At 29.9% G+C, this 25,556-nt stretch carries 26 protein-coding genes; 18 read left to right on the forward strand and 8 right to left on the reverse strand.

All coding sequences use genetic code 11. The annotated features are described in order from the left end of the window. Position 1: 1 nt before the first annotated feature. Genes L8V77_RS01540 through yajC form a run of 7 tightly spaced genes read right to left on the reverse strand, consistent with a single transcriptional unit; the run spans position 2 to position 7,466 of the window. Positions 2–1,369 (reverse strand): hypothetical protein, encoded by a 1,368-nt coding sequence (locus L8V77_RS01540; protein ID WP_173787453.1) that lies wholly within the window; start codon positions 1,367–1,369, stop codon positions 2–4. A gap of 1 nt (position 1,370) precedes the next feature. Then, positions 1,371–1,868: an LPS assembly lipoprotein LptE gene (gene lptE / locus L8V77_RS01545; protein WP_039668573.1), complete on the reverse strand. Its 498-nt coding sequence runs from the start codon at positions 1,866–1,868 to the stop codon at positions 1,371–1,373. After that, the gene (gene leuS, locus L8V77_RS01550) at positions 1,865–4,294 is read right to left on the reverse strand and encodes a leucine--tRNA ligase (RefSeq protein ID WP_263706369.1); all 2,430 of its coding nucleotides are present in this window, start codon (positions 4,292–4,294) and stop codon (positions 1,865–1,867) included. Before leuS ends, lptE begins: the two co-directional genes overlap by 4 nt. A gap of 8 nt (positions 4,295–4,302) precedes the next feature. Next, positions 4,303–4,644 (reverse strand): DUF6394 family protein, encoded by a 342-nt coding sequence (locus tag L8V77_RS01555; protein ID WP_039618681.1) that lies wholly within the window; start codon positions 4,642–4,644, stop codon positions 4,303–4,305. A 2-nt stretch (positions 4,645–4,646) separates the two neighbouring features. Next, complete coding sequence (gene secF, locus L8V77_RS01560; RefSeq protein WP_263706370.1) at positions 4,647–5,618, reverse strand: protein translocase subunit SecF; 972 nt, start codon at positions 5,616–5,618, stop codon at positions 4,647–4,649. After that, positions 5,618–7,198 carry a protein translocase subunit SecD gene (gene secD, locus L8V77_RS01565; protein WP_263706371.1) on the reverse strand — a complete coding sequence of 527 codons (1,581 nt, stop codon included), beginning with the start codon at positions 7,196–7,198 and terminating at the stop codon, positions 5,618–5,620. The genes secF and secD overlap by 1 nt, the downstream gene beginning before the upstream one ends. After that, complete coding sequence (gene yajC / locus L8V77_RS01570) at positions 7,191–7,466, reverse strand: preprotein translocase subunit YajC (protein ID WP_012661754.1); 276 nt, start codon at positions 7,464–7,466, stop codon at positions 7,191–7,193. The genes secD and yajC overlap by 8 nt, the downstream gene beginning before the upstream one ends. Between yajC and L8V77_RS01575 the strand changes: the two genes are divergently transcribed. Then, positions 7,436–8,758 carry an apolipoprotein N-acyltransferase gene (locus L8V77_RS01575; RefSeq protein WP_263706372.1) on the forward strand — a complete coding sequence of 441 codons (1,323 nt, stop codon included), beginning with the start codon at positions 7,436–7,438 and terminating at the stop codon, positions 8,756–8,758. The two genes, yajC and L8V77_RS01575, sit on opposite strands and share 31 nt — an antisense overlap. Positions 8,759–8,768: 10 nt before the next feature. Here L8V77_RS01575 and metK read toward each other — a convergent pair whose 3' ends face one another. After that, entirely contained in the window at positions 8,769–9,962 is a 1,194-nt protein-coding gene (gene metK, locus L8V77_RS01580; protein WP_263706374.1) for a methionine adenosyltransferase, read from the reverse strand. A 135-nt stretch (positions 9,963–10,097) separates the two neighbouring features. On the opposite strand from metK, the gene sstT reads away from it, so the two are divergent. From sstT to L8V77_RS01665, 17 genes are all read left to right on the forward strand, one after another. Then, positions 10,098–11,324, forward strand: coding sequence for a serine/threonine transporter SstT (gene sstT, locus L8V77_RS01585; protein ID WP_263702142.1), 1,227 nt, complete (start codon positions 10,098–10,100; stop codon positions 11,322–11,324). 9 nt (positions 11,325–11,333) lie between these two features. Continuing rightward, the gene (locus L8V77_RS01590) at positions 11,334–12,212 is read left to right on the forward strand and encodes an aspartate carbamoyltransferase catalytic subunit (RefSeq protein WP_263706375.1); all 879 of its coding nucleotides are present in this window, start codon (positions 11,334–11,336) and stop codon (positions 12,210–12,212) included. A 4-nt stretch (positions 12,213–12,216) separates the two neighbouring features. Next, entirely contained in the window at positions 12,217–13,938 is a 1,722-nt protein-coding gene (locus L8V77_RS01595; RefSeq protein ID WP_263706376.1) for a M3 family oligoendopeptidase, read from the forward strand. After that, entirely contained in the window at positions 13,931–14,377 is a 447-nt protein-coding gene (locus L8V77_RS01600; RefSeq protein ID WP_074691700.1) for a hypothetical protein, read from the forward strand. Before L8V77_RS01595 ends, L8V77_RS01600 begins: the two co-directional genes overlap by 8 nt. Further along, complete coding sequence (locus L8V77_RS01605) at positions 14,374–16,437, forward strand: UvrD/REP family helicase (RefSeq protein WP_039618696.1); 2,064 nt, start codon at positions 14,374–14,376, stop codon at positions 16,435–16,437. The genes L8V77_RS01600 and L8V77_RS01605 overlap by 4 nt, the downstream gene beginning before the upstream one ends. Further along, the gene (gene truB, locus L8V77_RS01610) at positions 16,434–17,252 is read left to right on the forward strand and encodes a tRNA pseudouridine(55) synthase TruB (protein ID WP_263706379.1); all 819 of its coding nucleotides are present in this window, start codon (positions 16,434–16,436) and stop codon (positions 17,250–17,252) included. The genes L8V77_RS01605 and truB overlap by 4 nt, the downstream gene beginning before the upstream one ends. Then, positions 17,246–17,473 carry a carbon storage regulator CsrA gene (gene csrA / locus L8V77_RS01615; protein WP_012661763.1) on the forward strand — a complete coding sequence of 76 codons (228 nt, stop codon included), beginning with the start codon at positions 17,246–17,248 and terminating at the stop codon, positions 17,471–17,473. The genes truB and csrA overlap by 7 nt, the downstream gene beginning before the upstream one ends. After that, the gene (locus L8V77_RS01620; RefSeq protein WP_263706380.1) at positions 17,470–18,225 is read left to right on the forward strand and encodes a 4-(cytidine 5'-diphospho)-2-C-methyl-D-erythritol kinase; all 756 of its coding nucleotides are present in this window, start codon (positions 17,470–17,472) and stop codon (positions 18,223–18,225) included. The genes csrA and L8V77_RS01620 overlap by 4 nt, the downstream gene beginning before the upstream one ends. After that, complete coding sequence (smpB, locus tag L8V77_RS01625) at positions 18,225–18,680, forward strand: SsrA-binding protein SmpB (protein ID WP_263706382.1); 456 nt, start codon at positions 18,225–18,227, stop codon at positions 18,678–18,680. Before L8V77_RS01620 ends, smpB begins: the two co-directional genes overlap by 1 nt. Before the next feature lie 12 nt (positions 18,681–18,692). Beyond that, entirely contained in the window at positions 18,693–19,310 is a 618-nt protein-coding gene (locus L8V77_RS01630; RefSeq protein ID WP_263706384.1) for a thioredoxin domain-containing protein, read from the forward strand. Then, positions 19,294–19,587 (forward strand): ATP-dependent Clp protease adaptor ClpS, encoded by a 294-nt coding sequence (locus L8V77_RS01635; protein ID WP_263706385.1) that lies wholly within the window; start codon positions 19,294–19,296, stop codon positions 19,585–19,587. Before L8V77_RS01630 ends, L8V77_RS01635 begins: the two co-directional genes overlap by 17 nt. Then, positions 19,584–21,713, forward strand: coding sequence for an AAA family ATPase (locus L8V77_RS01640; RefSeq protein WP_263706387.1), 2,130 nt, complete (start codon positions 19,584–19,586; stop codon positions 21,711–21,713). Before L8V77_RS01635 ends, L8V77_RS01640 begins: the two co-directional genes overlap by 4 nt. Next, complete coding sequence (gene aat, locus L8V77_RS01645; RefSeq protein ID WP_263702151.1) at positions 21,688–22,329, forward strand: leucyl/phenylalanyl-tRNA--protein transferase; 642 nt, start codon at positions 21,688–21,690, stop codon at positions 22,327–22,329. The genes L8V77_RS01640 and aat overlap by 26 nt, the downstream gene beginning before the upstream one ends. Positions 22,330–22,420: 91 nt before the next feature. Continuing rightward, positions 22,421–22,852 carry a flagellar basal body rod protein FlgB gene (flgB, locus tag L8V77_RS01650; RefSeq protein WP_039668590.1) on the forward strand — a complete coding sequence of 144 codons (432 nt, stop codon included), beginning with the start codon at positions 22,421–22,423 and terminating at the stop codon, positions 22,850–22,852. 10 nt (positions 22,853–22,862) lie between these two features. Further along, a complete protein-coding gene (flgC, locus tag L8V77_RS01655; RefSeq protein ID WP_039618718.1) occupies positions 22,863–23,357 on the forward strand; it encodes a flagellar basal body rod protein FlgC in 495 nt (164 codons plus the stop codon). Between the two features lie 3 nt (positions 23,358–23,360). After that, the gene (gene fliE / locus L8V77_RS01660) at positions 23,361–23,654 is read left to right on the forward strand and encodes a flagellar hook-basal body complex protein FliE (protein ID WP_263706388.1); all 294 of its coding nucleotides are present in this window, start codon (positions 23,361–23,363) and stop codon (positions 23,652–23,654) included. Positions 23,655–23,657: 3 nt separating this feature from the next. Further along, the gene (locus L8V77_RS01665) at positions 23,658–25,448 is read left to right on the forward strand and encodes a peptidoglycan D,D-transpeptidase FtsI family protein (protein WP_263706389.1); all 1,791 of its coding nucleotides are present in this window, start codon (positions 23,658–23,660) and stop codon (positions 25,446–25,448) included. Positions 25,449–25,556: the final 108 nt, after the last annotated feature.

Below are 25,556 nucleotides of genomic sequence, written 5' to 3' on the forward strand. Positions count from 1 at the left end.
ACTAAGCTTTTTGCATTAATTCTTTTAAAATATCGCCATCTGGAAATTCTTTTTTTTCTATACAAGAAGATGATAAAACAAGTCTAACTACTTCTTCTTTATAAATAAATTTATAATCATCTATAAGTTTCAAAGCTTTTTCCGTAAAGATTTGAGCATCTTCTAAGCTTTTACCCGGAAAAACAATTAAATAAGAACTTTCATCTAAAATCCAAATTTCAGCTAAATTTTTACATAAATCTTTGAGGATTTTTTTAAACTTCCCACTAATGGTTTTAAAACTATCAATACCGTAAGCATTAATAACATGTTCTATATTATTGATTTTAAAGAAAGATAAAGCATAATTAACCGCATAAAGCTTATAATTTTCATCAAGTTTTTTAAGCTCTTGAGCAAGACTCCATTGTTCTCTTTGCTCATCATCGCTTGTAGCTTGAATTTGAGTTTTAATTTGAGCTATTTGCTCGTTTGCATACAAAAGCTTATCTTTTAATGTATCAAAATTAACCTGCACATTACCATTTTCATCTTTAGTTAAAGCATTAATAAATTTCACATCTTCTTGGCTATTATCATAAAGCTTTGAAACCATTTCATTTAGGCTTTCTAAATGCTGATTGAAAAAAGAAAGATTTTTTTGTATATAGTATTTATCTATTGCTTCTTTTTTTTGTAGCATCAAACAATATTCATGTGCAAATTCTTTTCTAGCAATCAATCTAGGATTTTCTTTTAATTTTTGCTTAAATTGCTCTACTTCTTTACTCTCACCAAATAAAGGTTCTAAAGAAGCTAGTAAAAGTTCAGCTTGTTTTTCATAAGAACGTTCTTTTAGCATAGTGATAAGTTTTTCTATTAAAGCATGAAAATCCAAAAAAGCTCGGATATTAAATTCTTCTAATTTTTTTAAAAGTTCTCCATCTTCATAAGATTTTTCAAGTTCTTTCCATTTAGCTCTTAAAAGATATATGGTTTCTAAATCCATAGCTTGGGATAATCTGTGTTGAGTAATTTGAGCAAGCTCTTTGATTTTTTTATCTTTACTAATACTAAGTTGTTGAATGATTAAGCCAAGCAAAGCATAAACATCTTCATATTTTCTACTTACCTGTCTATTGAGCCTAGAGACTAAAAACATCAAAAACTCATCAATAGTTCGAATACTTTTTCCTTTTAATTCTTGCTTGTAAGAATCATCTAAAAGATTAGTATATTTTTCTATTCTGGCTTTATTTGAACTCATCACTCCTGCTTTTTTAGCACACTCTTCAAACACCTCGCTATAATTTTCAGGAGTTGGATATAACTTACGCTCTTTTAGTTTTATCAATGTTTCTTTTGCAATTTCATTGATATGACTTGCCATTTTATTTATAACCCCTAATAGCTATAATAGAAACAAATTCATCAAAAGCTTCACTTGATGCATTTTTAATCGCTTCAAATCTTGCTTGATCACTGATGATAGAGTTTGGATTAATATCAAAATTATAACTTCCTTTAGTATTTACAATTTCTTCCTTGCCATTTTTATAACGCAACACAAACTCCAAATAAAGCTCTGCTTTATAATTAATCACATAACCATTTTTATCATAAACCATAGGATGAAATTCTAACTTTTTCATCGTGACTATAATAGAACTATCTGCATTATACTCATCTGTGATTTTTCTACCAAGCTTATTAAGCATGGCTTCTCTTAGAATGTCTGTTATGTAAACACTGTTTTCAGGATCTTGTTTGCTAATATTGATTTTTAAAAATACATTTTCACCCAAAACCCTACTTGCCATCTGCGAAGAGGGAATATATCCACAAGCTATGATGAAAAAAGCAAAAAACAGCACTAGATATTTTTTCATTTAATCACCAAATTAACCAATTTCTTATCAATATAAATTTCTTTTACTATAGTTTTTCCTTCTAGCCATTTTGCGACATTTTCTTTAGCTAAAGCTAAAATCTCATCTTCTTTAGCTTCTGAATTTATTTCAATTTGTGCTCTTTTTTTACCATTAACACTAATAGCTATATTAAAACTATCTTTTACAAAAACTTCATCTTTTATTTTTAATACTTTAAAATTTTCACATTTAAATAAATGCTCACTAAGTTCAAAACAAACATGAGGGATGATAGGCTCTAAGATATTTAAAATAATATAAAAAGCTTCTTTTGAAACCTCTTTATGATTTATAGCATTTAAAGCATTTAAAGCCTCCATACATGCAGCTATTAAGGTATTAAAGGCAAAGCTTTCTTCATAAACTTCGAAAGATTTTTTCAAAGCTTCATATACTTTTAATCTAGCATATTTTTCTTCTTTATTTAAACTTTGATGATCAATTTCTTGTAATTTTCCACATTCTAAACTCATAGCCTTTTCATAAAGCCTATTGATAAATTTAAACGCACCTTCTAATGCACTATCGTTCCATTCAAGTTCTTTAGCAGGTGGTGCAGCAAACAATATAAACAATCTTGCACTATCTGCTCCATATTTTTCTATAATATAATCAGGATCAACCACATTCCCCTTAGACTTACTCATCTTAGCACCATCTTTAGTGACCATTCCTTGGGTTAAAAGTCTATTAAAAGGCTCATCATCTTTTAAATAACCCAAATCTCTAAGTGCTTTTTGGAAAAATCTAGCATAGAGTAAATGCAATATCGCATGTTCAATCCCACCAATATATTCATCAACATTCATCCAATAATTAACACTTTTTTCATCTACTGCTTTTTCTTGCCATGTTTTATCATCACTTGCAAAACGCGCAAAATACCAAGAACTTTCAAAGAAAGTATCTAAAGTATCGCTTTCTTTTTGCGCTTTTTTACCACATTTTGGACAAACGCACTCTTTCCATGTTTCATGCTTATCAAGTGGATTTCCTTCTCCATTTATCACTACATCTTCAGGCAAGGTAATAGGTAAATTTTCTATTTTTTGAGGGACTATGCCACAAGAGTTACACTTAATCATTGGTATAGGAGCTCCCCAATATCTTTGTCTAGAAACACCCCAATCACGAATTTTAAAATTAGTAACCTTTTTACCAATACCCAAAGATTCAATTTTTAAACTAATTTTTTCCCTAGCTTCATTGCATTCTAGTTGATCAAATTCGTCACTATTAGTTAAAACACCTTCTTTTAAAGTGTAGCATTGTGCGTCATTTTCATCTTTATAAATTACTTTTTTTATAGCCAAATTATAAGTTTTTGCAAACTCATAATCTCTTTCATCGTGAGCAGGCACGCTCATAACAGCGCCGCTACCATAATCACTTAAAACAAAATTAGCTACCCATAAAGGAATTTTTTCTTTGCTTAGTGGATGGATTACATAAAGATTTAAAAAATATCCTTCTTTTGGTGCGGCTTGTCTTTGGCGCGGTGTTTGGTTTTGTATATTTTGAATTTTAGCTATAACATCTTGATCTAGTAATTTTTTATCAATTAATTCATTTACTATTTCATGATCAGGTGCTAAAGCAATGTAAGATACTCCATAAATAGTCTCAGCTCTTGTGGTAAAAACATTGATTTTTTTTGCACTGATTTTATCATTTTCTTCTATATCAAAATCAAAACTAAGCCCTGTGCTTTTACCTATCCAATTTTCTTGCATAGTTAGAACTTGACTTGGCCATTTTCCTTCTAATTTTTTAAGATCTTGCAATAATTCATCTGCATAAGCAGTGATTTTTACATAATATCCTGGCATTTTTTTTCTAATGACTTCATGTCCACAACGCCAACATTTGCCATCTTCAACTTGCTCATTTGCTAAGACTGTTTTATCATTCTCACACCAATTAACTTCAGCTTCTTTAGTATAAACAAGTCCTTTTTCATACATTTTGATAAAAAATTCTTGCTCAAATTTAGTATATAAAGGATCAGAAGTAGCAAACATTCTTTTTTTAGAAAAAGAAAAGCCCAAAGATGCAAGTTCATTTTGCATATAATCAATATTTTCATAAGTCCATTTTTTAGGATGGATACCATGTTTAATTGCAGCATTTTCAGCAGGCATACCAAAACTATCAAAACCTATAGGATGTAAGACATTAAAACCTTTTTTTCTATAATACCTAGCCATAGCATCACCTATGCTATAGTTTCTCACATGTCCCATATGAATTCTACCACTTGGGTATGGAAACATAGATAAAATGTATTTTTTTGGTAAAGAAAAATCATCTTTTGGTTCAAAATATTCTTTTTCTTGCCAAATTTTTTGCCATTTTTTTTCTATTTTACCTGCTTCATATGCCATTTTAACTCCTAATTTTCTTCTTGATTTTTTACTGAATCAACTATAACTAAAATCATTGAAAAGATATTAGCTATCAAAGCACCAATTGCTAAAGTATAAACCATAACATTAGCTTCTGGATTAATTTGTATTAAAGCAAAAGCTGGAATTAAATGCAAATCAGCTACCAAAGAACTAGCAAATAATTCAGCTGCTAAGAAATTTCTAACCCCAATTTTCAATAAAGTAGAAATTAAATTCACACAAGCTGCAATAAATAAAGCAACTTCATTTTGATCATATAAAAATCCTGCGGTTGTAGTTAAGCTCATTAGAGCAAAAAAGATATAAATAACCTTACCCCAATTCATTTTTATACCATTCCTTTTTCATACATTGCTCTTAATTTCTCTTTTTCTTGTTTTTTCTTTACTTTTTCTAATTCTTTTTGGCGATACTGCGCAACGCTGAATTTAAACCATAAAAGCGCCGGACTTGCTACAAATATAGAACTTGCAGTACCTGCTACAATACCTACTATCATAGTTAGAGCAAAACCTTCTATCATAGATCCACCAAAGAAATAAAGCACTACAACGGTGATTAAAGTTAAACCCGTTGTTAAAGTAGTTCTTGATAAAGTAGCTGAAACTGATTCATTGATAATTAGATCAAGTTTTGAATTTTTACTTGTTTTAATACCTTCTCTAATCCTATCAAAAATAATAATCGTATCATTTAAAGAATACCCAAGTACGGTTAAAACAGCCGCCAAAATATCTAAATTTACATCTATTTCAAATAATGCAATAGCACCCAAAGTAATGACTATATCATGAATTTCACACACAATAGAAGCCATAGCAAAACGCCATTCAAATCTCACTGCCAAATAAATCAAAATAGCAATCAAAGAAATTCCAACCGCCATAAGACCTTTATTACGCAGTTCATCTCCTACTTTTGGACCCACTACATCCACGCGGCGCACTTCAAATTTACCTGTATCTTTTAATAAATTTGCAATACTTACTCCAATATCACTTCCTAAACTATCACTACTTCCTGAAAAACGAATAATCACTTCATTAGCGCCACCAAATTCAGTAACGCTAGCACCTTTTAAATTTTCATTGATAGCTAAAGCTTTACGAATTTCAGCCAAAGGAGCTTTTTGCTCATATTGAAGTTGCACTAAAGTTCCACCGGTAAAATCAATACCAAAATTCAAACCCTTAGTAAAAAGGATAAAAATAGAACCAAAAAATAAAATAAAAGACAAAGAGATGGCTGCAAATCTCATTCTCATAAAATCATAAACATGTTTTTGACTAAAAAATTGCATTAAGGTCTCCTATATCCAAACCATAATCTTGTGTTATTGCTTTTTTCCATACGGTTCATAAACATTTCAAACATACCATGAGTTCCAACAATAGAAGTAATCATCGAAACTAAAATCCCAATACTCAAAGTCACCGCAAAACCTTTTACTGCACCTGTTCCATAAGCATAAAGTACCACTGAAGTAATAAGCGAAGTAATATTAGAATCTAAAATCGCACTCATTGCATGCTTATAACCATTTTCAACACTTTGCCTTATACTAGCACCTTCTCGCAATAACTCCCTAATTCTTTCATTAATAATAACATTAGAATCTACTGCCATACCTACAGTCAGTACAAGTCCTGCCATACCAGGTAAAGTTAAGGTTGCACCAAACATAGCCATTACAGCAATAATCACTAAAATATTTGCCACTAAAGCAATATTAGCAAAAATTCCTGCTATACCATAATACATCACCATAAATGCAATAACTAATATAGAAGCACCTGCTAGGGCTATCATACTCATTTTAATACTATCAGCACCCAAAGATGGTCCAACACTTCTTTTTTCAAGCATTTTAACCGGTGCTAAAAGTGCCCCACTTCTTAAAGCAATGGCCACATCATGAGCTTCTTCAACAGTAAAGCTACCACTAATTTGACCACTACCCCCACCTATTCTTTCATTAATTCTTGGAGCTGAATATACTTTATTATCTAAAACTATAGCTAAGCGTTTGCCTACATTATTTCCTGTATAGTCTCCAAATTTTTTAGCACCTTCTGAATTTAAGGTAAAATTAATCACAGGAAGATTATTACTTTGCGCAAAGCCTACTTTTGCATCTGTTAACATAGAACCATCAAGAATAGGTATAGATTTTACTAGATATTTAATTTGAGGATTTTTTGCATCTTCAAAAATCAAATCTCCATATTCAGCAGCTTGAGCTGGAGTAAGATTATTTATTTGATCCATTCTAACATCATCTACTTCCATTAATTGTAAATGCGCGGCTTTTGCGATAAGTTCTCTAGCTCTAGCCTCATCTGCAGCAGTTTTAATGCCTGGAAGTTCGACTAAAATTTTATCCTCACCCGATCTTGCTACATTTGGCTCCGCAAGACCAAATTGATCAAGTCTATTTCTAATAGTTTCTACAGCTTGCAAAATAGCTTGTTCATGAGTTAGCTTGACTTCTTCTTGGGTTAAAGAAAGTGTGTAGTGTAAATTTTCATGTGTAATAGCCAAGCCTTTGATGTCTTTTAATAACAAATCAACCTTAGCTATATCATTTTCATCTAATAAACTAAATTCAATACTAGTATCATTTACTTTGATTTTATCAACAATAATATCTTCTTTATTGATAGAATAACTAAGAGAAGAGGCTATAGATTTAACCTTTGATTTAACCGCCTCTTCTACTTCTACACCTAATAACATATGCAAACCACCTTGCAAATCAAGTCCTAGGTTGATCTTAGCACCACTTTGGGTTTGCATAAAAGAAGGTATGGAAAAAATTAATCCTATAAGAAAAACTACAAAGAAAATGATACTTCTATAAGTAATTTTTCCACTACGCATCAATTTTCTTTGCTATGAAATCTCTAGAAATTTTTACAACTACATTTTCATCATTAAGCTTAACTTTGATAAAATCCTCTTCTGGTTTTACCACCTCGCAAATTATCCCACCATTTGTGATGATTTTATCTCCTTTTTCTAAAGATAAAACCATTAATTTGTGGTCTTTTGCTTGTTTTTGTTGTGGTCTGATAACCAAAAAATAAAAAATCGCAAAAAGCACAATGAGAGGCAACAATGAAGTCCAAATATTTCCGTTTTCTGCCATTTCTTCCCCTTTTTTTAAAGTTCATAAATTCTAATTCTACCACTTTTAAAATAATAAAAGCCTTTTTTTCTGCACTTTTATTGTCAAATTTTATTTATTTTTCTTTTTTTGAAAATTTACTTTTTGAATTTATTTCACCATTTTTAAGCATATATGGTTTAATTTTATTACTAAGAAACAAAAGTAAAGCAGGATATTTTTACACCGGTTTTTTTATAGGAATTTTATGGTTTTGGTGGATAGCTTTATCATCAATTTATTTTAATTTAGCTTATTTAATTCCTTTAGAAATTATCTTAATCGGATTAATTTATGGATTATTATTTTTAGTATGTTTTTTTCTTAAATATGATTTTTTAAGACTTTGTGGAATTTTTTTACTTAGTTTTGCTCATCCTTTTGGCTTTGATTGGCTAAATTGGGGTGTTTTAAGTGTATATGGAATCTTTGATGCAAGTTATCAAGGCATTGTAGCTATGTTTTTGATTGCTTATTTTTATTATGAAAAATACATTTCAAGATATTATAAAATAGCAATCATTTTAATCCTTATTCTAATCGGAGCTCAATACAATCAAAAACAACCACAAACACTAAATTTAGACTATAAATTAATTCAAACTAATATCTCCCAAGATCAAAAATTCATACAAGAAAATTTACAAACTCATTCTAAAGATATATTTTATCAAATCAATCAGGCCATAAAAGAAGGCAAAGAAGCAATTATTTTTCCTGAAACAGCTTTTGCCTTTGCTTTAAATAAAGCTCCAAGTTATTTACAAGCTTTAAAAGATTTATCAAAACAAATCATCATCATCACAGGTGCTATAAGTACCACACCTAATCATCTATATAATAGCACTTATGTATTTGACAATGGTAACATACAAGTTTTTAACAAACACTATCTTGTACCTTTTGGGGAAGAAATTCCTATATTTAAAACCTTTTTTAAAAAATATCTTTTAAATATTGATGAATTTTCAAAAGGAAAGGAATTAAATCAATACATTCTAAATAATCAACTCATCACTAATGCTATCTGCTTTGAAGCCACAAAAGAAAAACTTTACAAACACTCAAAGATCATCATAGCCATTTCAAACAATGCTTGGTTTAATTTTTCAAGTGAATATAAATTACAAAATTTTCTAATGCGTTTTTATGCGAATAATTATAATGTAAGCATATATCATGCAGTTAATGGAAAAGAAAATACTGTAATTAAGCCAAAAGAGATATTGATTTTAAAGATAAAAGAAAAACTTTTAAAGCAAAATGAAGCTTAAAAGCTTCATTTTATAATGCTTTAAATTCATCAAGAGCGTCTAATTTTTCCCAAGGATAATCAGCCTGACCTACTTGACCACGAGCAGCTACATCAGCATACATGAAAGTATCTTTACTTGGTTTATCAAGATTGAATTTATTTTTAATCCAATTTGGAGTTAATGGGAAAGTTTTCATCACAAAATCACTTAAAATATCATCATTTAATCTTGTGTTTGTTCCCATGCAATCCACACTTACAGAAGTTGGTTTAGCTACGCCTATAGCATAAGAAAGCTGCACTATGCATTTTTTAGCAAGACCTGCGGCTACGATATTTTTAGCAAGCCATCTTGCTGCATAAAGCCCACTTCTATCAACCTTAGTATAATCTTTAGAAGATTGCGCTCCTCCGCCTATTGGAGCATAACCACCAAAGCTATCTACTATAAGTTTTCTTCCTGTTAAACCACTATCATGCAACGAGCTGTGATTTACATATTTTCCCGTTGGATTGATTAAAATTCTTGTTTTTTCTGGACAAAAAAGCTCTTTTGGTAAATTTGAATCCAAAATCAAATCCATCACCAAAGCTCTTAAATCTTCTATTTTCATACTTTCAACACAAGGAGCTGAAACTACAATAGTATGGATGCTTTGAGGTTTACAATTTTCAAAATTTTCTTTATTTGCATAATCAATCGTAACTTGAGTTTTAATATCCACTCCAAGTTTATCAGGATTGTTTTTTGCAAACTCATATACTTTATCACAAAGCATTCTAGCATAAGAAATAGCTGCTGGCATATATTCTTTTGCTTCATTACTTGCAAAACCAAACATTATCCCTTGATCACCTGCTCCAATCTCTCCATCTTCTTGATCAACACCTTGATTAATATCAGGACTTTGCTCATTTAAAAATACCATTACATCTAAATCATCAGGATGTAAACACTGTTTTTTGCTAAAATGCGGATGCCCATCATAACCAATATCTGCTAAAGCTTTTTTTACAATATTTTCATAATCTTGTTTTTCTAGCTTATGTTTTGATTTAATCTCGCCACCAATTACTACTTTATTTCCTGCTACAAAAACCTCACTAGCAACCCTTGAATCTTTATCATGAGTTAAAAAAGCATCCACTATAGAATCAGCTATAATATCAGCACATTTATCAGGATGTCCTGCGCTAACAACTTCAGAAGTAAATAAATACATATTTTATATTCCTTAATTATCATAAATAATAATAGCTTTATTCTAGCACAAGCTAGCTTAAAAATCAAAAAGCTTATTTAAGCTTTACTTTGTTAGAATAAATTAAAAATTTATCACTACAAAAAAAGGTAAGAAATGAGTTTATTTTCTTGTGCAATCAAACGCTATAAAGATGGAAATCTTATTTTACAAATTTGCATAGGTATTATTTTAGGAATTTTAGTAGGTGTTTTTTCTAAAGATTTAGCTATTTTTGCAAATATTTTTGGTGCTTTATTTACAGGAGCTTTAAAAGCCATAGCGCCAATTTTAGTTTTTATCTTAATCTTAACAACTATTTGCACAAAAGAATTTAACCATGGAAGCGAAAAAATAAAACATATCATTTTCTTATATATATTTGGAACTTTTTTAGCTTCTTTAAGCGCGGTTAGTATAAGCTTTGTCTTTCCCGTAGAATTAGTATTAACCGATATTGAAAAAGCTTCTACTACAAGCCCTGCACATATAGGCGAAGTATTTAAAACCTTACTTTTTCAAATCGTAGATAATCCTATCCACGCCTTATCTTCAGGAAATTATTTAAGTATATTAGCTTGGGCCATAGGTGGGGGTTTTGCCCTAAGGCACTGTTCAAATGACGCAAAACAACTTTTTACTGATATCAACGAAGGTGTATTAAAAATTGTTAAATTTATAGTCAAGCTTGCTCCATTTGGAATTTTTGGACTTGTAGCAAATTCAGTTGCTCAAACAGGAGCAGCAGGACTTTTAAGTTATGTTAAATTATTAATAATTTTAGTTTTAACCATGTTTTTTGTAGCCTTTGTGATTAATGCTTTAATTGTTTTTGCTTATACAAAGAAAAATCCTTATCCTTTGATTTTTATTTGCTTAAAACATAGCGCTGTTTTTGCATTTTTTACAAGAAGTTCTGCAGCAAACATCCCTGTAAATATGGCACTTTGCTCTAAATTAAATATCAATAATAACCTATATAGCATTTCTATTCCACTAGGAGCTACGATTAATATGGCAGGAGCAGCTGTAACTATAGCTATACTAAGTCTTGCAGCAGCTCATACAGTAGGTATTGAAATAAATTTTTTACAAGCTATGCTTTTGAGCGTTTTAGCTGCATTTGCAGCTTGTGGAGCTAGTGGGGTTGCCGGAGGTTCGCTTTTACTCATACCGCTTGCTTGCTCTTTGTTTAATATCGATTATGATATAGCCATGCAAGTAGTTGCGGTTGGATTTATCATAGGGGTTATTCAAGATAGCGTTGAAACAGCTTTAAATAGTTCAACAGATGTTTTATTTAGTGCTATTTGTTCAGATAATGAGCTTAATTTAAAAATTTAAGGAGGACTTATGAGGCATTTAATTACTACAAAAGATTTTAACAATGATGAAATCTTAGCTTTATTCAAAGAAGCAAAAGAATTTTTAGATGAAAAACCGCGTACATTTTTAGAAGGAAAAAGTGTCACAACAATTTTCTTTGAAAATTCAACACGCACTCAATCAAGCTTTGAAACAGCCGCAAGAAGACTAGGTGCTAAAGTTTTAAAATTAGATGTTTCAAGAAGTAGTTCAAGCAAAGGCGAAACACTTTTTGATACTGCTGCAAATTTAGACGCAATGGCACCAAGTACTATTATAGTTAGACACAAAAACTCAGGCGTGCCTCATACTTTAGCAAATTACACTCATTGTCCTATAGTTAATGGAGGCGATGGTAAACACGCTCATCCTACCCAAGCTTTACTTGATCTTTTTACTATAATGGAGCATTTTAACTATAATGTAAAAGGTAAAAAAATAGCCATAGTAGGAGATATTAAAAACTCACGCGTTGCTGCTTCAAATTTAGAATTATTGCCTCGTTTTGGTATAGACATTACCCTAGTAGCCCCACCTCATTTTATGCCAAATTATCCCATTAAAAAAACAAATAAGCTAAAAGAAGTCATTGATGATGTTGATATTATCATGAGTCTTAGAACACAAACTGAAAGACACAATATTCCAACCTATGCATCGCTTAAAGATTATGCAAATGATTTTTGCATTAGTAAAGATTTAATAAAAGATAAAAATCTCATTATCCTACATCCTGGTCCTGTGCATAGAAATATTGATATTAGTGATGAAGTAATGGCTGATAAAAGATGCAAGGTTTTAACTCAAGTTAAAAATGGTGTTGCCATTAGAATGGCTGTATTAAAAAAACTCATTTTAGAAAGCTAAAACCATGCAAAATTGGAACTTAAGTACATTATTTAAAGATGAGCAAGAATTAAATCTTTTTTTACAAAAAACCCAAGATGAAGCTTATGAATTTAAAAAACAATATGAAAATAATCTTCATGGTTTAAGCAATGAACAATTTTTACAAGCTTTAAAAAATTATGAAGAATTGATCTTAAAACTTTCTCACATACTAACCTATGTGTATTTAAATTTTGCTCAAGATACTACCAAAGGTGCTTTTTATGCAAAATATGAAAATTTAAGTAAAAAAATAGAAGAAAATCTTTTATTTTTTGAACTTGAATTTTGCGAGTTAAAAGAAGAAAAAAGTAAAACTTTCATCACATTTTGCAAAGATTATGAGTTTTATTTAAACAATCTTATCAAACACAAAAAACACAATCTTTCTAAAAAAGAAGAAAGAGTTATCTTGGCTCTATCAAGTACGGGTTCAAATGCATTTGCAAGATTATTTGATGAAACCTTTAGTGCTTTAAAATTTAATTTTGAAGGGCAAAAACTAAGCGAGGAAGAAATTCTAAGCAAGCTTTATGATAAAGATAGAAGCATTAGAAAAAAAGCTTCAAAATGCTTTAGTAAAACCTTAAAAAAACAAAACAAACTTTTAGTATATATTTTCAATATGATTAAAAGCGAACTTGCTAGTATTTGTGAGTTAAGATTCTATGAAAATCCTGAAACCCCAAGACATATAAGAAATCAAATTTCTAAGAAAAGTGTTGATGCGCTTATTAGCGCTAGTGAGAATAGCTTTGATATTGTTTCTAAATTTTACAATACAAAGAAAAAAATTCTAGGATATAAAAAGCTAAAAGATTATGATCGTTATGCACCTATTGGAAAGGAAATGCAAGTTGATTTTAATCAAGGAAAAGATATAGTTTTAAAAGCCTTTGAAAAATTTTCTAAAGATTTTTATATGATAGCAAAAGAAGCTTTTGAAAATAACTGGATCGATGTTTATCCTAAAGAATTTAAACAAAGCGGTGCTTTTTCTCACTCAAGCACACCACTAAGCCATCCTTTCATACTTTTAAACTATACCAACCAAAGACGCGATCTTTTCACTCTAGCACATGAGCTAGGCCACACTATACATCAAAAACTTTCTTATAAAGTAAGTTTTTTAAATCAAGATACACCACTAACTACAGCAGAAACTGCTTCAGTGTTTGCAGAAATGTTGATTTTTGATTATATTAAAGAAAATTTAGACAAAGAAGAGCTTTTATCTTTATATGCGGCAAAGATTGAAGATATTTTTGCTACTCTTTATAGACAGATTAATTTTACTACTTTTGAACGCAGATTTCATGCTAAAAAAGAAGAGCTAAGTGCTCAAGAACTAAGTGAAATTTGGCTTGAAGAATCAAGAAAAATGTTTCAAGATAGCGTAGTTTTAACCAAAAATTATAGCCTTTGGTATTCTTATATACCACATTTTATACACTCTCCATTTTACTGCTATGCTTATGCTTATGCACAACTTTTAGTTTTAGCACTCTATGGTCTATATAAAAGTGACAAATGTCCTGATTTTACTTCAATTTATATTGATTTTTTAAGTAGTGGGGGAAGCAAAAGCCCAAAAGAACTTGTAGCTATGTTTGGCTTTGATATAGAAAGTGATGAGTTTTGGAATATAGGCTTAGAGCAAGTTAGGATACTAGTAGATGAATTTTTAAGGCTAAGCAATGATTGATAAAATTTTAAATAATAAAAATTTTATAAGTTTAATGCAAAAAAGCATTTATGAATGTTTGCAAATTTTAATCCAAGAAGATATTGAGTTTAACATCATTGTAAATACTAAATTTGTTACACTCGAACCTCCCTTGCCACCAGAATTAGATGTAGTAAGTAAAAATCCTTATTGTCTTTTCGCACTTGGTGGCTATACTTTTAAATCTATAGTTTTAACAAATGAGCATATAGAATTTCATGCAGGTTTTGGGCCTGATGATTTTGCAACCTTTGTAAAAGTGGATTTAGGTGCAATCACTCAAATTCAAGTTGAAGATAATATCATTTTTGTCAATTTTTCAAACTATTTCAAAAAGCAAAATGATCAAAAGTTAAAAGAAAAATCCATGAATGCTTTTTTAAACAATCCTAACAATAAAGATTTATTTAAAAAATGAGTTTTTTTGAAGGTTTAAATGATAGCCAAAAAGAAGCTATCATGCATATTGATGGAGCTATGCTAATACTAGCAGGCGCAGGTAGCGGAAAGACTAAAACCATTACCACTAGGCTTGCCTATTTAATCGATCATGTAGGTATTCCTGCGCAAAATACCCTCACACTAACCTTTACAAATAAAGCTGCCAATGTAATGAAAACAAGAGCCTTAGCACTTTTACAAGATCAAAATTTACACAATCCCCTTTTATGTACTTTTCATAAATTTGGCTTGTTATTTTTAAGACTTTATAGCGAAAGAATTAATAGAGCAAATAATTTTGTCATTATTGATACAGATGATAAAAAGAAAATACTAAAAGATTTAGCTAGCGAAAATTTGCAAAGCTCTTTAGCAAGCATAGGTGCTTATATTTCAAATTTTAAAAATCAAAGCAAAAGCGCCCAAGAAATACGCAAAGAATTAGAATTTTTAAAAGATGAAAAAAACAAAAATTACGAAGAAATCATTCATTTATATGAACAATATGAGCATTTTTTAATCCAAAATAATTTCATGGATTTTGATGATTTACTCATGCTAACTAATAAAATTTTAGAAGATGAACAATTTGCAAAAGAGCAAAGTCAAAAATATACTTATATAACAGTGGATGAGTATCAAGATACCAATGCTTTACAATATCAAATTCTAAAAAAACTTTGCACGTCTCATGAAAATATTTGCGTGGTGGGTGATGATGATCAAAGTATTTATGGTTGGCGCGGGGCTAAAATAGAAAATATCTTAAATTTCAAAGAACAATTTAACAATGTAAAATTAGTCAAATTAGAGCAAAATTATCGCTCAACTAGCGCTATTTTGCAAGCTGCAAATGAACTTATAGAGCATAATAGAAAAAGACTAGGAAAAACTTTAATTTGCACCAAAGATGAGGGCGAAGAAATTACAATTTTGCAAAATGATGATGAAAAAATTGAAAGTTTTAAGGTTGCAAGAGAAGTTTCAAAACTTTTAAACTCAGGGATTAATCCTAGTGAAATAGCCATACTTTATAGAGTAAATGCCCTATCTCGTGCTCTTGAAGAAGCTTTTAGCAAAGAAAAAATTCCTTTTAAATTGCTAAGTGGAATTCGTTTTTATGAAAGAGCTGAGATTAAAGATATTATTTCTTATTTAAGATTGCTTTCAAATTTAAATGATGATTATTCTTTTAAACGCATTATCAACCGCCCTAAAAGAAATTTTGGTAATGCAAGTTTAGAAAAGCTAGAAAATTATGCTAAAGAAAATCATTTGTCTTTATTTGAAAGCCTATGTGCTTTGCAAGGAAGTGGATTTTTTAGCAAAAAAACAGACAAAGAATTAGAAAAATTCATACTAAGCATACACAAAATCAAAGAAAAAGATGATTTGCTTGCAATGATTTTAGCCTTAGAAGAAGAATTTAAAATCAAAGAATTTTATAAAGATAACCCAGAAGGCGAAGATAAACTTTTAAACATAGATGAACTTTATGCTAACTTAAAAGATAAAATCACTCATGGAAATTATAATGGCTTAGATGATATTTTAAATGAAATTTCTTTACTTAATGAGCAAGATGGACTTGATAAAGAAAGTATTTGTATTATGAGTATTCATGCAAGCAAAGGACTTGAGTTTGATTATGTTTTTATCATAGGCTTAGAAGAAGGATTTTTTCCACTCACTAGCGAATCCAGCAATATAGAAGAAGAAAGAAGACTTGCTTATGTAGCAATCACTAGAGCCAAGAAAAAACTTTATCTAAGCTATGCTAATTCTAGATTTTATAAAGGAAGTCGCACAAGATTAGAAAAAAGTAGATTTTTTGGCGAGAGCAATGTAATCAAAAAAGAATTAACACTAGATCATCAAAAAAATTGCTACAAGAAAGGCGATTTAATCAAACATAAAATTTTTGGCATAGGCAGAGTCACTGGGGTAAGTAAAATAGGTGCTGAAGAAAAACTCACGATTAATTTTGGAGGCATAGAAAGAATGATAATGTCAAGTTTTGTGGAAAAAGTAATATGAATAAACTTTTTGTAGCTTACAAACCAAGTGGAATGAGTTCTAATGCTTTTTTAGGCAAACTCAAGAAAAAATATAAAAATAAAAAAGCAGGTTTTTCAGGAACACTTGATCCTTTTGCAAAAGGTGTTTTACTCATAGCCTTTGATCAATACACAAAACTTTTTCGCTTTTTTGATAAAAATCCAAAAGTTTATAAAGCAACGCTTTGGCTAGGTGTGCATTCACTAAGCCTTGATAATCAAAATATCAAAGAGATCAATCTTATAAATGCTTTTGAAGAGAAAGTTTTAGAACAAATTAAAAATGAACTTTTAGGTAAAATCACCTACACCCCACCCGCATTTTGTGCAAAAAAAATAGATGGAGTACGCTCTTATGAGCTTGCAAAAAGAGGTTTTGAAGTCAATTTAAAACCTTGCGTTATGGAAATTTTTTATACTAAAATTTTACACTATAACCACCCCTTTTTAACCATAGAAATAGCAGTTAGTGAGGGTTCTTATATACGCTCTTATTGTGAATTATTTGCTAGAAAACTTGGTATTAAAGCCACGCTAAGCTCATTAGAGCGTTTAAGTGAGGGAAAGTTTTTTTATGAGAATGAAAAAGAGTTAAATCCTTTAGCTTATTTAAATCTTAGAAAAAATACGATAAAATACCCCCAAAAATTATACAATGGACAAAAAATATTTTTGGACGATTTGGAAATTCAAGAAGAAGGTAGCTATATTTTAGAAGAAAAAGATTTTTTTTCTATCATTTCTATCCAAGATAATCAAGTGCAATATTATTTAAATAAGGTATTAAAATGTTAATTTTATCAAGAAAAGAAAATGAAAGTATAAAAATCGGAGATGATATAGAAATTAAAGTAGTTCAAACAGGCAAAGGCTATGCTAAAATAGGCATCGAAGCTCCAAAGTCTTTAATGATACTACGCAAAGAGCTTATCGAGCAAGTAAAAAGTGAAAATTTACATGCAATTAGTGATGAAACGATAAAACTTGATGATCTGAGTAAAAAGCTAAAAAAATGAAAGCTTACGCAAAAGCTAATATTTTTTTAAAAATCATAGGAATTGATTCAAGATCTTATCATTTATTACAATCACGCTTTATTTTACTAAAAGATATTTTTGATGAATTAAGCTTTAGTGATGAAAAAACCAAAGAAGGGTTTGAAATCACTGGAAATTTTACTCAAGATACCATCATATGCAAAGCTTATAAAGAATTAGAACATTTAGGATTTTCTAATGAATTAAATGAATTTTTTAAAAACAAAAGCTTAAAGCTTATCAAAAACATTCCCATAAGCGGAGGCCTTGGTGGAAGTAGCACCGATGCGGTTACATTTTTGCTTATGATCAACGAAGCTTTAAATTTAAAACTTAACCAACAACAACTTAAACAAATCTGCCAAAAACTCGGTTCTGATTTAATCTTTTTTTTAAGTGGATATGATAGTGCAAATGTTAGCGGGTGTGGCGAGATTGTAGAATATTTTGAAGATGATTTTACTCAACTTGATTTTACTTTTCCTGCTATTGAATGCTCAAGTGCAAAAGTATATAAAGCATTTGATGAAAGCTCATATGATTTAACAGCAAATTTAAATTTGTCCAAAACACTTAAAACACTCAAAACAAGCGAAATTTTAGAGTATAAAAATACTGATTTAAATGACTTATTTGCTCCTTGTGTAAAAATTTATCCTAAAATGCAAACTTTTCTTGATGAAGCTTATTTTTTAAGTGGAAGTGGAAGTGGAGTTTTTAAGGCTAAATGATGAAAAAAACTATAGTAAAAAACAAAAAAGCTTTTTTTGATTATGAAATTTTGGAAAAATTTGAAGCAGGTATTGTTTTAAAAGGCTCTGAGGTAGTAGCATTAAGAGCTAGTAGAGCAAATTTAAAAGATTCTTTTGTGCGTATTATCAAAGGTGAAATTTTCTTACTTAATGCTCATATTTCTCATCTTAGTACTACACATTCTTTTTATAAGCATGATGAAAAAGGCTCGCGAAAACTTTTAATGCATAAAAAGCAAATCGATAGGCTTTTTGGTAAAATTAGCACCCAAGGCTTTACTATAGTTCCATTAGAACTTTATTTTAATGAAAAAAATAAAGCAAAAGTCTTAATAGCCTTAGCTAAAGGAAAAAACTTACACGATAAAAGAGAAAGTTTAAAGAAAAAACAAGCAGATCTTGAGGCAAGAGCTGCTATGAAAAATCATTATTAAAAAAGGATTTTGATGAAAAAAATTGCTTATTTATTTTTTACATTTGCTTTTGCATTTTTAATAAGCGCTTGCTCAAGTGAAGAAAAAATTGAAAATGAATTTGCGTTTGCTGAGTATAAAATGGGCGATGAAATTCTTTTAAAAAGTGTCAATGGAGGTGAAAAAACCTTAGTAAGAACACAAAATGGTTTTGTGGTAAAGGGCGAAGAGAATAAAATTTTAATGTTCGATTTTTTTGGAACCTTTTGCACACCTTGCCAAGAAGAAGCTACCCATCTAACAAGCTTGTGGCAAAAAAATACAGATAATTTTATCATCATGGGGCTTAGTCATTTTGAAAATGTAAGCGATCAAACTGTAAAAGATTTTGCTATTAAATATGGGGCGTATTATTTTTTAAGCAATTCTAAAGAAAATGATAGAATTGTCGCACAAGCTTTAAAAGATATCAACTATCAAAGTATGGAACAACTTCCTTTTAAAGTGGTTTTAAAAGATGGTATTTATCAAGATTTAACAGACTTTTGGAATAAAGACTCAAAAAATTATGTGAAATATTATCTTGGGAAAGTTTCTACTGAGATTATGCAAGAAGATATTAATAGGATATTAAATGGGTCTAAAAAGTGAAATTTTAGAGCAACAAAAACTAGCAGAACCTAAAATGTTTAAGGTTTTGCTTTTAAACGATGATGTTACCACTATGGATTTTGTAATTGAAATTTTAATGAATATTTTTCATCATGATTTTGAAAAGGCAAGTGCAATTATGCTTGAAATTCATCATCAAGGAAGTGGAGTTTGTGGTATATACACAGAAGAAATTGCACTTAGCAAAAAACAGCAAGTTGACTTGGCAGCAAAAAACAATGATTTTCCACTCCAAACAAGGATAGAAGAACAATGAAATATAAAGAATTAATTGACTCATTTATACCAAATGCAAGACATTTAAGCTTTATCAATCATCATGAATTTATCACTTGCGAGCATTTGCTTTTTGCTTTAGTTAAGCTTAGTAATGATTTTAAAAATCTACTTGAAGAAATCGGAGATGGTGATTTACAAGGCTTTGAAAATGAGTTAAAAAACTACTTAGCTAAAAATAACGAAATTTTAAAAAAAGAAATAGAACCTATTTTTTCTGTAATCTTGGAAAATATATTACACAAGTTAAATGCAAAAAATCAAACAAGTGTGATTGATTTTATCATCGCACTTTGCAAAGAAGAAAAAGCTTATTCTTATAATATTTTAAAAAAACACCTAATAGAAGAAGAAAAAATAAAAGAATTGTTGCAAAATGCTGAATTTGAAAATTTAAAAACCCATACCATAGAGCTAGTTGAGCTTGCAAAAAAAAGCAAAATAGATCCTGTTATAGGTAGGAAATTTGAACTTGAAAGAATGATGCAAATTCTAAGCCGTCGCAAGAAAAATAACCCTATTTTAGTTGGTGAGCCAGGTGTTGGTAAAAGTGCCATTATAGATGGACTAGCGTTAGCTATAGCTGAAGAAAAAGTACCAAAACATTTAAAAAACTCAAAAATTTATAGTCTTGATATGGCAAGCTTGCTTTCAGGGACAAAATACAGAGGTGATTTTGAAAAAAGATTAAAAGATATCATTAAAGAATTAGAAAATATCCCTAATGCTATTTTATTTATAGATGAAATTCACACCATAGTAGGAACTGGCGCAAGTAATGAAAGTCATGCAGATATGTCAAATTTATTAAAACCTGCACTAGGTAATGGCAACATTAAATGCATAGGTGCAACTACTTTTATAGAATATAAAAACACCTTTGATAAAAACAAAGCCCTAAGTAGAAGATTTGCAAAAATTGATATAGATGAACCAAGCGAAGAAGAATGTTTTTTAATCTTACAAGGCTTAAAAAGCAAATATGAAAATTTTCACAAAATCAAAATCAGCGATGAAATTTTACAAACAAGTATAAAATTAGCAAAACAATTTTTACATGATAAATTTTTACCCGATAGTGCGATTGATTTAATCGATGAGCTTGGTGCAAGCTTTGCTTTAGAAGATAAAAAAAGTAAAAAAATAGTAAAAATAAAAGATTTAGAAAATACTTTAGCAAGAATGACGCATTCTCATAAAATTTATGAAAGCGATCAAGGTAAAATTCTTAAGAACTTAGAGCATGATTTAAAACAAAACATCTTTGGGCAAGATGAAGCTATTAAAACTTTATGTTCTATTTTAAAACAAAGCTATGCAGGATTAAAAGGTAAAAACACCCCAAAAGGTGTGTTTTTATTTACTGGTTCAAGCGGGGTTGGTAAAACCGAACTTGCGAAAAATTTAGCACAAATTTTAAACCTTAATCTTGAAAGATTTGACATGAGTGAATACTCACAAAAACATGATGTGAGCAAACTCATAGGAACTTCAGCAGGTTATGTGGGCTATGAAGATGGTGGCTTGCTTAGTAATAGTATTAGAAAAAATCCTTTTAGCGTAGTTTTATTTGATGAGATAGAAAAAGCTCATCCTGATTTAACTAATACTTTTTTGCAAATTTTTGATAATGCGAGCTTGACGGATAATAGTGGTTTAAAAGCTGATTTTAAAAATACTATTATCATTATGACTTCAAATTTAGGCTTAAAAGAAAGTAATGAGCTTGGTTTTTTAAGCAGCGATAAAGAAAAAAGTAATAAAGCCATAAAAGATTTTTTTGCGCCTGAGTTTATCAACCGTATTGATAAAATCATTCATTTTAATGACTTAAATCAAGAAATTTTAGAACAAATCGTCCAAAAAGAGCTAGATTTAATGGCGAAAAATTTAAATAATATCACCATAGAAGCTGATAAAAAAGTAAAAGAATTTCTTGCTAAAAAAACTAATAATAAGGAATTTGGAGTCAGATTATTAAAACGCATTATTGCTGAAGAATTAGGAGAGAGATTAAGCGATGAGATTTTGTTTGGAAAATTAAAAAATGGTGGTAAATTAAAACTCAAACTTTCCAAAAATGAAAAAATCGAATTTGTATTCTAAACTTTTAAAAAGCCCTGATGATGCGCCTGTTTTTATTAGCGAAAAGCTAGAGGTAGACTTTATACCTCATGCTTATAGCTTAGGGCTTTTTCCATGGACTAGCAATCCTGTTACTTGGTGGTGCCCTTCTCCTAGAATGGTGCTTTTACCTAATGAAGTGCGTATACAAAAAAGCATAAAAAAAGCTTTAAAAACTTATGAAATAAGACTTGATTTTGATTTTAACTCTCTTATAAGCCATTGTGCAAAAAGAAAAAAAACTTGGATAAGTCAAGAATTTATACAAGTTTATACAAAGCTTTTTGAGCAAAATTTAGCTCATAGTGTTGAAGTTTATGAAAATGATGTTTTAATCGGTGGTTTATATGGACTTATCATAGGCAAAATATTTTTTGGCGAAAGCATGATAAGCCTTAAAAAAGATGCTTCAAAAGTAGCTCTAATAAGACTTTGTGAGCTTTTAAAACCATATGATTTTTTAATAGATTGTCAAGTGCCTAATGAGCATTTAAAATTTATGGGCGCTAAAGAAATGACAAAAAAAGATTTTTTAAAAACACTAGAAAAAAAAGTTTCACTTGAAAGTGGCTTTAAAAATTTCAAAAATTTACTATAAAAAGATATACTTATAGATAAACAAAATTGCATAAATATTTTGGAATGATTTTTGCTTTTAGTCTATAAAAGCTTTATTTTAAGGAAAAATTATGATAAGCCCTTTTAAATCAAAAGAACTTATTGTTGATGCTTTAGCAGGAAGAAACCTAAGAAGTCAAATGATTAATTCCAACCTTGCAAATGTTGATACTCCTTTTTATAAAGCAAGAGATATAGAATTTGAAACTGCTTTAGTTAATAGAGCAAATGAAATTTTTAAAAAGAAAGATACCAAAGAGCTTGAATTAGCAAGTACAAATGCAAATCATCAAAAACCTTGGAAATTTCCAGATCCTAATAAATCAACCATTTATTTAAGAGATGGACATTTGGCAAGAAATGATGCAAATACAGTAGATCTTGATGTAGAAACTACCGAAATGAGTAAAAATACTATGATGATTACTGCTTTAGATGGTGTTTTAAGAAGACAAAGTAATATTTTTTCAACCATCATAGAAACAAGCTCTAAATTAGGCTAGGAGAAAAACAATGGCTTATTTAAGTGATTTTGATATTAGCGGATACGGACTTAGCGCTCAACGCTTTAGAATGAATGTAATTAGCTCAAATATAGCTAATGCAAACACTACTAGAACAGCAGAAGGCGGACCGTATAGAAGAAGAGAAGTGATTTTTAAAGCGACTGATTTTAATGAATTACTAAATAAACAAATCGCTAAAGATAATAATTTTTTAGAATATGAAAATCCTTTAAACGACCCAGCTTCACAAAAAGATGCAAAACCTGCTATAATGAGCGTAGTAGTTGATAAGGTTGTAAGAGATGATAAAGATTTTCGTATGAAATTTGATCCATCTCATCCAGATGCGAATGAGCAAGGCTATGTTGCTTTTCCAAATATAAACCCTGTCATTGAAATGGCCGATTTAATAGAAGCAACAAGAGCTTACCAAGCAAATGTAAGCGCTTTTACAAGCACTAAAACTATAGCACAAAGTGCGATAGATTTACTAAGAGGTTAATAAATGAACACTATTAATGGTATAAATCAATTTAACAATGTTAACAATAAAAATAACAACAACTCAAATAATATAGGTGATGAATTTTCAAGCTTATTAAAAAATTCTATTAACAGCCTTAATAAAACTCAAGAAACAGCTGAAGCTGCTATGGTAGACATCGCAACAGGTGAAGTAAAAGACTTACACCAAGCAGCAATTGCTATTAGCAAAGCTGAATCAAGTATGAAATTTATGCTTGAAGTTAGAAATAAGGCTATAAACGCATATAAAGAAATTTCAAGAACTCAAATTTAATATATGCTTTCAAACACCATTAGAAATAGAGTTTCAAAGGTAGCTTTTGCTTTTTGTATGGCTCTGTTTTTTATGGCCTTGTTTTTACTTTCTACTTTTTTTCTAACCTCAAAACGCCATATACCAAATACCCAAAAAGAACAATATTTTTCCGCTCTTAGAGGTAATATCATCACAAGTGATAATTTTACAGTAACTTCAAGTAGGCAAATTTATAGAGCAGAGATTGATCTAAGAAGTTTAAATCCTGATAAAAAAGAATTATTCTTAACGCTTTTTCAAATTTATAGCGGTGCAAGCGATGAGCAAATGCAAGATATCAAAAAAAGAATGCTTGCAAAAAAAAGAAGAAGTTATAATTTTATTTTACTCCAAGATATTAACTCAAAAGACGCAAGCTATTTAAAAGAATTAGCTAAAAAGCTTTATACTCAAGGTTTTTTTAAGTCTTTTACAAATAACAATGGCAGAGTTGAAACAAGAGGACTTGATATCATAGAACACAAAGAAGATCGCGTGTATATGCCAAAAGACTCACTTACTCCTATCATAGGCTACACAAGAACTTATATGGACGAAAAAAGCGAAATTTTTAAAAATGTCGGCATAAAAGGCTTAGAAAAATACTACAATGAATGCTTAAGCCCTTTACAAAATGCAAAAATCCAAGGTTTAAGAGATATAGGTGGCAATATTATCCTAAATTTACACTCTTATGAAAAGCGTAAAATAGATGGATGTAATTTATACTTAAATATTTCACTAAAACTTCAAAAAGGCTTAGAAAAGGCTATTGATAAAAGAAATGAAGATCTAAAAGCTAATGAAATTATAGTTGCAATTATGGAAAGTAAAAGTGGGAAAATTTTAGCCCTTGCTAGCTCAAGAAGATATGATCCGCAAAATCGCGGAAAAGATCTATCTGTGCTTAATGCAAGCGCGATAGAATATGGCTATGAAGCAGGTTCTGTTATAAAGCCTTTTATATTTACCACTGCTTTAATGCTTGATAAAATCAAAGTCAACGAAATCATCAACACCCAAGGTGGTCAATATAAACTTGGTCGTTTTACTATACGTGATGATCATAAAAAAGATAAAATGAGCATGGAAGAAGTTATCACCTACTCTTCAAATGTCGGCATGATTAAAATCGCCCAAAGATTAAGTAATCTTGAAATCATCTCAGGACTTAGAATTTTTCGTTTTGGAGAAAGAAGTGGTATTGATCTTCCTTATGAGCAAAAAGGAGAAATACCAAATCCAAAAAGATTAAGAGAAGTAGAAAAATCTGTATTAAGCTATGGTTATGGTTTAAAAACAACTTTTATGCAACTTCTAGCTGCTTATAATGTATTTAACAATGATGGAATTTATATCACACCGCAAATTGCAAATAAATTTTATCAAGATGGACGCTTAATAAAACTTGATGATGAAGTTAAAAAAGAAAAAATTCTCTCAAGTAAAGCTGCCAAAGAAATGCAACAAATTTTAATCAATGTTATAGAAAAAGGAACAGGTAAAAAAGCACAAACTCAAGGCATTATCATAGGTGGTAAAACAGGTACAGCTAGGATTGCTGAGAGAAAAGGCTATACTTCAAATCGCTACAATGCTTCATTTTTTGGCTTTGCAAATGATGAGAAAAACAATTACACCATAGGGGTTTTGGTGAGAAATCCTACTAAAGCTTATAGCTATTATGCTGCACAAAGTGCTTTACCTATGTTTAAAGATACAGTAAATCTTATGATAAAAGAAAGTTATTTAAAGCCTGTTACAAACAACTAATTTCCCTCCCCAGAGCTTGCTTAACACACATTAAGCTTAAAAGCATTAAAGCAATAAACTAAAGCTTTAAGCTTAATGTCTTTAGAGTTTACTTAATAAGGAGTTTTA

This window comes from Campylobacter sp. IFREMER_LSEM_CL2127 (assembly GCF_025771745.1).
Lineage (GTDB): Bacteria > Campylobacterota > Campylobacteria > Campylobacterales > Campylobacteraceae > Campylobacter_D.

What these genes read in the sequence shown, in the direction of transcription:
- L8V77_RS01540 (WP_173787453.1), bottom strand. Translation starts at nt 1,369, where the DNA reads ATGGCAAGTCATATCAATGAAATTGCAAAAGAAACATTGATAAAACTA.
- lptE (WP_039668573.1), bottom strand. Translation starts at nt 1,868, where the DNA reads ATGAAAAAATATCTAGTGCTGTTTTTTGCTTTTTTCATCATAGCTTGT.
- leuS (WP_263706369.1), bottom strand. Translation starts at nt 4,294, where the DNA reads ATGGCATATGAAGCAGGTAAAATAGAAAAAAAATGGCAAAAAATTTGG.
- L8V77_RS01555 (WP_039618681.1), bottom strand. Translation starts at nt 4,644, where the DNA reads ATGAATTGGGGTAAGGTTATTTATATCTTTTTTGCTCTAATGAGCTTA.
- secF (WP_263706370.1), bottom strand. Translation starts at nt 5,618, where the DNA reads ATGCAATTTTTTAGTCAAAAACATGTTTATGATTTTATGAGAATGAGA.
- secD (WP_263706371.1), bottom strand. Translation starts at nt 7,198, where the DNA reads ATGCGTAGTGGAAAAATTACTTATAGAAGTATCATTTTCTTTGTAGTT.
- L8V77_RS01575 (WP_263706372.1), top strand. Translation starts at nt 7,436, where the DNA reads ATGAAGTCCAAATATTTCCGTTTTCTGCCATTTCTTCCCCTTTTTTTA.
- yajC (WP_012661754.1), bottom strand. Translation starts at nt 7,466, where the DNA reads ATGGCAGAAAACGGAAATATTTGGACTTCATTGTTGCCTCTCATTGTG.
- metK (WP_263706374.1), bottom strand. Translation starts at nt 9,962, where the DNA reads ATGTATTTATTTACTTCTGAAGTTGTTAGCGCAGGACATCCTGATAAA.
- sstT (WP_263702142.1), top strand. Translation starts at nt 10,098, where the DNA reads ATGAGTTTATTTTCTTGTGCAATCAAACGCTATAAAGATGGAAATCTT.
- L8V77_RS01590 (WP_263706375.1), top strand. Translation starts at nt 11,334, where the DNA reads ATGAGGCATTTAATTACTACAAAAGATTTTAACAATGATGAAATCTTA.
- L8V77_RS01595 (WP_263706376.1), top strand. Translation starts at nt 12,217, where the DNA reads ATGCAAAATTGGAACTTAAGTACATTATTTAAAGATGAGCAAGAATTA.
- L8V77_RS01600 (WP_074691700.1), top strand. Translation starts at nt 13,931, where the DNA reads ATGATTGATAAAATTTTAAATAATAAAAATTTTATAAGTTTAATGCAA.
- L8V77_RS01605 (WP_039618696.1), top strand. Translation starts at nt 14,374, where the DNA reads ATGAGTTTTTTTGAAGGTTTAAATGATAGCCAAAAAGAAGCTATCATG.
- truB (WP_263706379.1), top strand. Translation starts at nt 16,434, where the DNA reads ATGAATAAACTTTTTGTAGCTTACAAACCAAGTGGAATGAGTTCTAAT.
- csrA (WP_012661763.1), top strand. Translation starts at nt 17,246, where the DNA reads ATGTTAATTTTATCAAGAAAAGAAAATGAAAGTATAAAAATCGGAGAT.
- L8V77_RS01620 (WP_263706380.1), top strand. Translation starts at nt 17,470, where the DNA reads ATGAAAGCTTACGCAAAAGCTAATATTTTTTTAAAAATCATAGGAATT.
- smpB (WP_263706382.1), top strand. Translation starts at nt 18,225, where the DNA reads ATGAAAAAAACTATAGTAAAAAACAAAAAAGCTTTTTTTGATTATGAA.
- L8V77_RS01630 (WP_263706384.1), top strand. Translation starts at nt 18,693, where the DNA reads ATGAAAAAAATTGCTTATTTATTTTTTACATTTGCTTTTGCATTTTTA.
- L8V77_RS01635 (WP_263706385.1), top strand. Translation starts at nt 19,294, where the DNA reads ATGGGTCTAAAAAGTGAAATTTTAGAGCAACAAAAACTAGCAGAACCT.
- L8V77_RS01640 (WP_263706387.1), top strand. Translation starts at nt 19,584, where the DNA reads ATGAAATATAAAGAATTAATTGACTCATTTATACCAAATGCAAGACAT.
- aat (WP_263702151.1), top strand. Translation starts at nt 21,688, where the DNA reads ATGAAAAAATCGAATTTGTATTCTAAACTTTTAAAAAGCCCTGATGAT.
- flgB (WP_039668590.1), top strand. Translation starts at nt 22,421, where the DNA reads ATGATAAGCCCTTTTAAATCAAAAGAACTTATTGTTGATGCTTTAGCA.
- flgC (WP_039618718.1), top strand. Translation starts at nt 22,863, where the DNA reads ATGGCTTATTTAAGTGATTTTGATATTAGCGGATACGGACTTAGCGCT.
- fliE (WP_263706388.1), top strand. Translation starts at nt 23,361, where the DNA reads ATGAACACTATTAATGGTATAAATCAATTTAACAATGTTAACAATAAA.
- L8V77_RS01665 (WP_263706389.1), top strand. Translation starts at nt 23,658, where the DNA reads ATGCTTTCAAACACCATTAGAAATAGAGTTTCAAAGGTAGCTTTTGCT.